The organism is Micropruina sp. (genome assembly GCF_047607385.1).
GTDB lineage: Bacteria > Actinomycetota > Actinomycetes > Propionibacteriales > Propionibacteriaceae > Micropruina.
The window spans coordinates 1-5,114 of the sequence record NZ_JASGDE010000066.1 but is presented as its reverse complement, the minus strand read 5'-3'; the positions used below and the strand labels follow the sequence as shown (position 1 = coordinate 5,114).

General features: G+C 73.9%; 7 protein-coding genes. 3 read left to right on the top strand and 4 right to left on the bottom strand.

The genetic code is table 11. From position 1 onward, the window contains the following. A partial coding sequence (locus QM582_RS06075; RefSeq protein ID WP_415082669.1) for a hypothetical protein occupies positions 1-1,155 on the bottom strand: 1,155 nt, incomplete at its 3' end. A gap of 153 nt (positions 1,156-1,308) precedes the next feature. Here QM582_RS06075 and QM582_RS06070 point away from each other — a divergent pair. From QM582_RS06070 to QM582_RS06060, 3 genes are read left to right on the top strand one after another with little or no spacing between them, the layout of a single operon-like run. Continuing rightward, a complete protein-coding gene (locus QM582_RS06070; RefSeq protein WP_415082667.1) occupies positions 1,309-2,547 on the top strand; it encodes a S8/S53 family peptidase in 1,239 nt (412 codons plus the stop codon). Then, positions 2,544-3,098, top strand: a complete 555-nt coding sequence (locus tag QM582_RS06065) for an RNA polymerase sigma factor (RefSeq protein ID WP_415082666.1) — start codon at positions 2,544-2,546, stop codon at positions 3,096-3,098. The genes QM582_RS06070 and QM582_RS06065 overlap by 4 nt, the downstream gene beginning before the upstream one ends. Beyond that, positions 3,098-3,547, top strand: a complete 450-nt coding sequence (locus QM582_RS06060; protein WP_415082665.1) for a hypothetical protein — start codon at positions 3,098-3,100, stop codon at positions 3,545-3,547. Before QM582_RS06065 ends, QM582_RS06060 begins: the two co-directional genes overlap by 1 nt. Positions 3,548-3,650: 103 nt before the next feature. On the opposite strand, the gene QM582_RS06055 is transcribed toward QM582_RS06060, so the two are convergent. Genes QM582_RS06055 through QM582_RS06045 form a run of 3 tightly spaced genes read right to left on the bottom strand, consistent with a single transcriptional unit; the run spans position 3,651 to position 4,956 of the window. Next, positions 3,651-4,016, bottom strand: a complete 366-nt coding sequence (locus QM582_RS06055) for a fluoride efflux transporter FluC (RefSeq protein WP_415082664.1) — start codon at positions 4,014-4,016, stop codon at positions 3,651-3,653. After that, positions 4,013-4,426, bottom strand: coding sequence for a fluoride efflux transporter FluC (locus QM582_RS06050; protein ID WP_415082662.1), 414 nt, complete (start codon positions 4,424-4,426; stop codon positions 4,013-4,015). Before QM582_RS06050 ends, QM582_RS06055 begins: the two co-directional genes overlap by 4 nt. Next, positions 4,417-4,956 carry a universal stress protein gene (locus QM582_RS06045; protein WP_415082660.1) on the bottom strand — a complete coding sequence of 180 codons (540 nt, stop codon included), beginning with the start codon at positions 4,954-4,956 and terminating at the stop codon, positions 4,417-4,419. Before QM582_RS06045 ends, QM582_RS06050 begins: the two co-directional genes overlap by 10 nt. Positions 4,957-5,114 lie beyond the last annotated feature (158 nt).

Here is a 5,114-nt window from a genome sequence, read left to right as displayed (position 1 = left end):
GCGACCCCGGCGTGCCGCCGCGGCGGCGAGGGCGTCCCGGCGATGCGGTTCGGGGGCCGCCGCGGCCACCAGCAGCTCCGCCTCCACGGCGAGCTCCCACCACTGCGCGGACGCCAGCGCCTCGGCGTCACCGGCCAGCGCCCGCCAGCGCGGCACCCGTCCCAGCAGCCGGTCCGCCCGGGCCACCTCCAGGCCGGCCGCCGCGGCCCAGGTGGTCCGGCCCTGGCGGCGGAACATGGCTCGGGCCAGGCGAGCCTGTTCCCGGGCCAGGGCCGGATCGTTCGCCGCCCAAGCGGCCTGCGCCAGCCGCAGCCGCACCTCCGGGATGCGCAGCGTGCGGCGCTCCCGGCGGGCCTCCCGCAGCGCCGCCTCGGCCTCCGCGCGGGCGTCGTCGGCGAGGCCGATCCGGGCCAGGATCTCGGCCCGATCCATCAGGATGCCGGTGAGCTGGGCGCCGGTCTCGCGGAAGATCGCCTCGGCCCGGGCGTAGCGATCCAGCGCCTCCGGCACCTCGCCGGCCTGCGACGCCGCATAGCCCAGGTTGGCGATGATCAGGCCGCGGGCCGTCCGCCGGCCGCCGCGCACCGCGAGCTGCTCCGCCTCGTGCAGGTCGTCGATCGCCCCGGGGATGGCGAGCACGTCGATCTTCACCAGCGCCCGGTTCACCAGGGCGCGCTGCAGGCCCAGTTCGTCGTCCAGCAGGCGCAGTCCGTGCACCGCCCGGTCGAGGTCGGCCAGGGCCGGGCCGAACCGGCCCAGCTCGCGCAGGATCAGCGCCCGGGTGCTGTAGGCCCGCACCCGGTCGCTGTCGGTGGGTGTGCTGGAACGCAGCACCCCGTCCGCCAGTTGCAGGGCCCGCTGCAGCGCGCCGCCGAGCAGTTCGGCGTGGGCCATCTTCAACTGCGCGGCGGCCAGGATCTCGCCCTCGCCGGACCGCTCGGCCAGCCGCACCGCCGTCCGGAGGGTGGTGCGGGCCTCGTCCACCCGACCGCCGGCCATCAGGGCATGACCCAGCGCACGCAACGCGATGGAGCGGGTTCCCGGGTCCGCGCCGGCGAGACCGGCCAGCACCCGGCGGAGCGCCGGCGTCGCGGCCGACAGGGACCGGTCGACCAACTGAACGGCGCCCTCGGCGATCTCCCGCGGCGTGGGCACGGCCCCATTGTCGGACTCGATCGCCCGGTCCGCATCAATCCCGGCCCGACCGGCTCTGTCGGGAGAACGGGCGGGGGTCCACCCCTTTCCCGACGGCACCGATTGGAGGAGGATGACGGCAGTCACCCTGCTCTGCGAAGAGAGGCAGGAACCATGACCCAGTCCAGCACCGCCACCGAGCCGCGGTACCCGAGAGTGGTGGTCGACAGCGACGCCCTGGACATCGTCCGGGACGTGCTCTCGACACTGTCGGTGGCCACCGAGGCCGGCGAGCCGGATCCCGATCTGCGCCTGGTCCGGCTGACCGTCGAACTCGATCCGGACGAGTCCCTCGACGCGCTGCTGGCCGAGGTGCGGCGCCGGATCGCCGAGCGGAACGGCGGCTGGACGCCCGCCATCGGCAAGGACCGGGAGGCATCCTCACCGATGACCGCCGGCGGGCACTCCAACATCATGAGCTTCGGCCCCGGCTCGCCGGTCTCCGTCGGGATCGACGGCGGGCACTCCCGGATCATGGGCGTGGGCGGCCCGGCCGCCCTGCACGGCGGCGAGCCGAAGATCATGGGGATCTCCCCCGCCAAGTACAGCGACCACCCGGCGGTCAGCGACGTCGGCTACCAGGTCACCGAGGTGCAGACCACCGCCACCGACGATTTCCGCCCGCCGGCGACCGGCGGCGTCCGGATCGGCTGGGTCGACACCACGCTGGCCGAGCTCACCGTCCCGCCCGGCGGCACCGCGCAGGCCTGGGCGGGCCACGCCGCGTTCGTCCGCGACCTGATCCGGCAGGTGGCACCGACCGCCGAGGAGCCGATTCTGCGCGGCGTCCTGAACCGGGAGGGCGGCCGGGGCGACCTGTGGGACGTGGCCGTCGCGATGGTCGATCTGGCGCTGCGCGAGAAGGTCGACATCCTGCTGCTGCCGCTCGCCAGCTACACCGTCGACGGGTTGCCGCCGCTGCTGCTCAGCCGCGCGCTGGAGGCGATCTCGGGCAGCTGCCTGATCATCGCCGCCGCCGGCAATCACCTCGCCCAGCAGGAGTGGAAGCGGGACCGGTGCCGGACGTCGTCGGCGTGGCCGGCCGCGTTCCCCCAGGTGCGGGCGGTCGGCGCCCAGCTCGACGGGTCGCTGTCGCCGCTGCCGGCATGGGTGGACGCGGTGACGCCGGGGGCCAGCTTCGAGGCGCGCTTCTTCGACGGCCCGGTGCATATCGACGACGTCGTCGGGGACGAGGAGTTCCACGGGGCCGCCAGCTGGGCCGGCACCTCGTTCAGCGCCGCGCACGCCGCCGGCCTGGTGGCGGCGCGGATGACCGCCGCGGGCCTCACCGCCGGCCAGGCCTGGGACGCCCTGCTGGCGGACGGCGAGAGCCAGATAGTCGGCCCGCGATGACCGCCGAGCCTGTCACCGACCTGGTCGCCGCCGTTCGCGGTGGCGACCAGGCCGCCTGGAACCGGCTGGTGGACCGGTTCGCACCCCTGGTCGCGTCGGTGTGCCGGAAGTTCTCGCTCGACTCCCACGATCGTCAGGACGTCGCCGCCGGGGTCTGGCTGCGGCTGCTGGAACGCCTGCACACGCTGCGCGAACCGGCGGCGCTGCCGGGCTGGATCGCCACCACCACCCGCAACGAATGCCTGGCGCTGCTGCGCTCGCGGCGCCGGACGCTGCCCACCGACTTCGACCGCGACCTGCCCGACGATCTGCCGGAGGCCGGCACCGAGCTGATCGCGGAGCTGCGCCGGCAGGCGCTGCGGGATGCCTGGGCCGGGCTGTCGGAACGTTGCCGGGAGCTGCTGGGCATGTTGTTCGGCGACCCGCCGGTGCCCTACGCGGACGTGGCGGCCCGGCTGGGCGTCCGGATCGGCACCATCGGGCCCACCCGGATTCGCTGCCTCGCCGCGCTGCGTGAGCAGCCGGCGCTGGCCTCGTGGGGAGGTGCCTGATGGAGCCCGATGAGATCCTGCTCGGCGAGCTCGCCGAGGCATTGGACGAGGCGTCCGACGCCGACGACCTGGCCGCGGTCGGCCGGGCGTTGTGGGGCTGGCACGATCCGGACGCCCGGCTCGCCGAGCTGGTCTCCGATTCGGCGGCCGAGCCGCTGGCCGGCGTCCGGTCCTCTGGGGACGCGCGGCTGCTGCGCTTCACCGCCGAGGACGTCGGCATCGACCTGGAGGTGGTGGACGGTCACCTGCGGGGCCTGGTGCTGGCGCCGCAGGCCCGCTCGCTGGTGCTGTCCGACGCCGACGGCGCGGTCATCGCCACCGCCGAGCCGGACGCGTCCGGCTGGTTCGACCTGGAACTGCCGGTCCGGCCGGCTCGCAATCCGCTGGTGCGGCTGGGGCTCAGCGACGCCCACGGCGTCCGGACCTGGACGGCCTGGTTCCGGCTGTAGCCGCGGCGACACCCGCCCGAGTGGAACGTTGGGGACGGTTCCTTTCGTCCCACGCTCGGACCGGGTGGAACGTTGGGGACGGTTCCTTTCGTCCCACGGTGAGCTACAGCGACATCAGCCACAGCCCGAGGGTGGCCGCCACCAGTCCGGCCAGCAGACCGCCGCCGGCATGCACCGCGGCGGCGACCGGACGCCCGGCGCGGACCAGCCGGACGCCCTCGACGCTGGCGGTGCTGAACGTGGTGAACCCGCCCAGGAACCCCGTCCCGGCGATCGCCGCCCACTCCGGCGCGCCGGTGTGGAACAGCACATAGCCGGTGACCAGGCCGAGCAACCCCGAGCCGAGGGTGTTGATGGTCAGCGTGCCCAGCGGCATCCGCAGCGAATGCAGCCGGGCGATCGCGGCGTCCAACTGGAAGCGGGCGAGCGAACCCAGCCCTCCCGCCAGGGCGACCAGCAAGGCGATCATCGTGACCACCTGGTCGCCACCCACATGCCGGCGAACGCGGCCGCCAGCCCCAGCGCCACACTGCCCAGCGCGTAGCCGATGCCGACCACGATCGCACCCCCGCCCAGGCCGAGCAGCCGGACGCTCTCCACCGCGAACGAGCTGTACGTGGTGTAGCCGCCCATCACCCCGGTGCCCAGGCCGAGCCGCAGGTAGCGGCGCAGCCCGGCGTCCGGACCGCGCCGGCTGAGCGTCTCCAGCAGCAGCCCGAGCAGGAACGAACCGGTCAGGTTGATCGCGAACGTGGCCCACGGCCAGCCGCCCGGCTGGGCCGGGAAGGCGGACTCCAGCGCGGCCCGGACCGCGGTGCCGACCGCTCCCCCGACCAGCACCACGGTCGAGGACAGTCCGCGGAACGGTTTCAGGACCACGGCATCGGCGCCTTCCAGTCGACCACCGAGAGCGGGACGGCCAGCACCGGACGGTGCTGATGCTGGGCCAGTTTCAGCGCCAGCGCACCGTCCAGGAACTCATGCACCTTGGCGCCGTGCTCCGGTGCCCGGTTGCCGACCACCAGCACCGCGGCGTCCACCGCGCGGGCCAGGTGGGTCAGCGCCCGGTCCGGGCGTCCGGCCAGGTAGCGGAACTGCCAGGGCAGGTCCGAGCCGGCCAGCAGGCGGGCCACTTCGGCTTTCAGTTCGGCTTCGACCAGATGCCAGGAGTCGTCCGCGGAATCCGGGTTGATGTCGCTGTGCTGCACCGTGCCGTCGGGGAACTCCCGCTCGGTGAAGCGCTGTTCGTCCACGTAGGCGAAGTACAACTCACCACCGGTCGCCCGGGCCAGCGCGGCGGCGGTCAGCACCACCAACGGGTCATTGACTCGTCGGATCCCCACCACGAGCGCCCCGCCGCCGAACGGTGTCATCCGATCCTGGCTGGGCTGTGGAACCTGATGGAGCATGCCGGTCTCCTTTCGTCATGCTCACGGTAGTCCCGGCGGTTCCTTAGGGAAGCGCTGATCAATGCTGTTCCGAGCGAGGACGTGCCCGGCGGGATGAGCTGCGGCCGCCAGATCTTGTGGGCGTACTGGACGTACGGCGCAAGAGCTGGGGGCCGCAG

Bases quoted from the DNA above. Each gene is read 5' to 3' on its own strand.
- QM582_RS06045 (WP_415082660.1), bottom strand. From the start codon at position 4,956: ATGCTCCATCAGGTTCCACAGCCCAGCCAGGATCGGATGACACCGTTC.
- QM582_RS06055 (WP_415082664.1), bottom strand. From the start codon at position 4,016: ATGATCGCCTTGCTGGTCGCCCTGGCGGGAGGGCTGGGTTCGCTCGCC.
- QM582_RS06065 (WP_415082666.1), top strand. From the start codon at position 2,544: ATGACCGCCGAGCCTGTCACCGACCTGGTCGCCGCCGTTCGCGGTGGC.
- QM582_RS06060 (WP_415082665.1), top strand. From the start codon at position 3,098: ATGGAGCCCGATGAGATCCTGCTCGGCGAGCTCGCCGAGGCATTGGAC.
- QM582_RS06070 (WP_415082667.1), top strand. From the start codon at position 1,309: ATGACCCAGTCCAGCACCGCCACCGAGCCGCGGTACCCGAGAGTGGTG.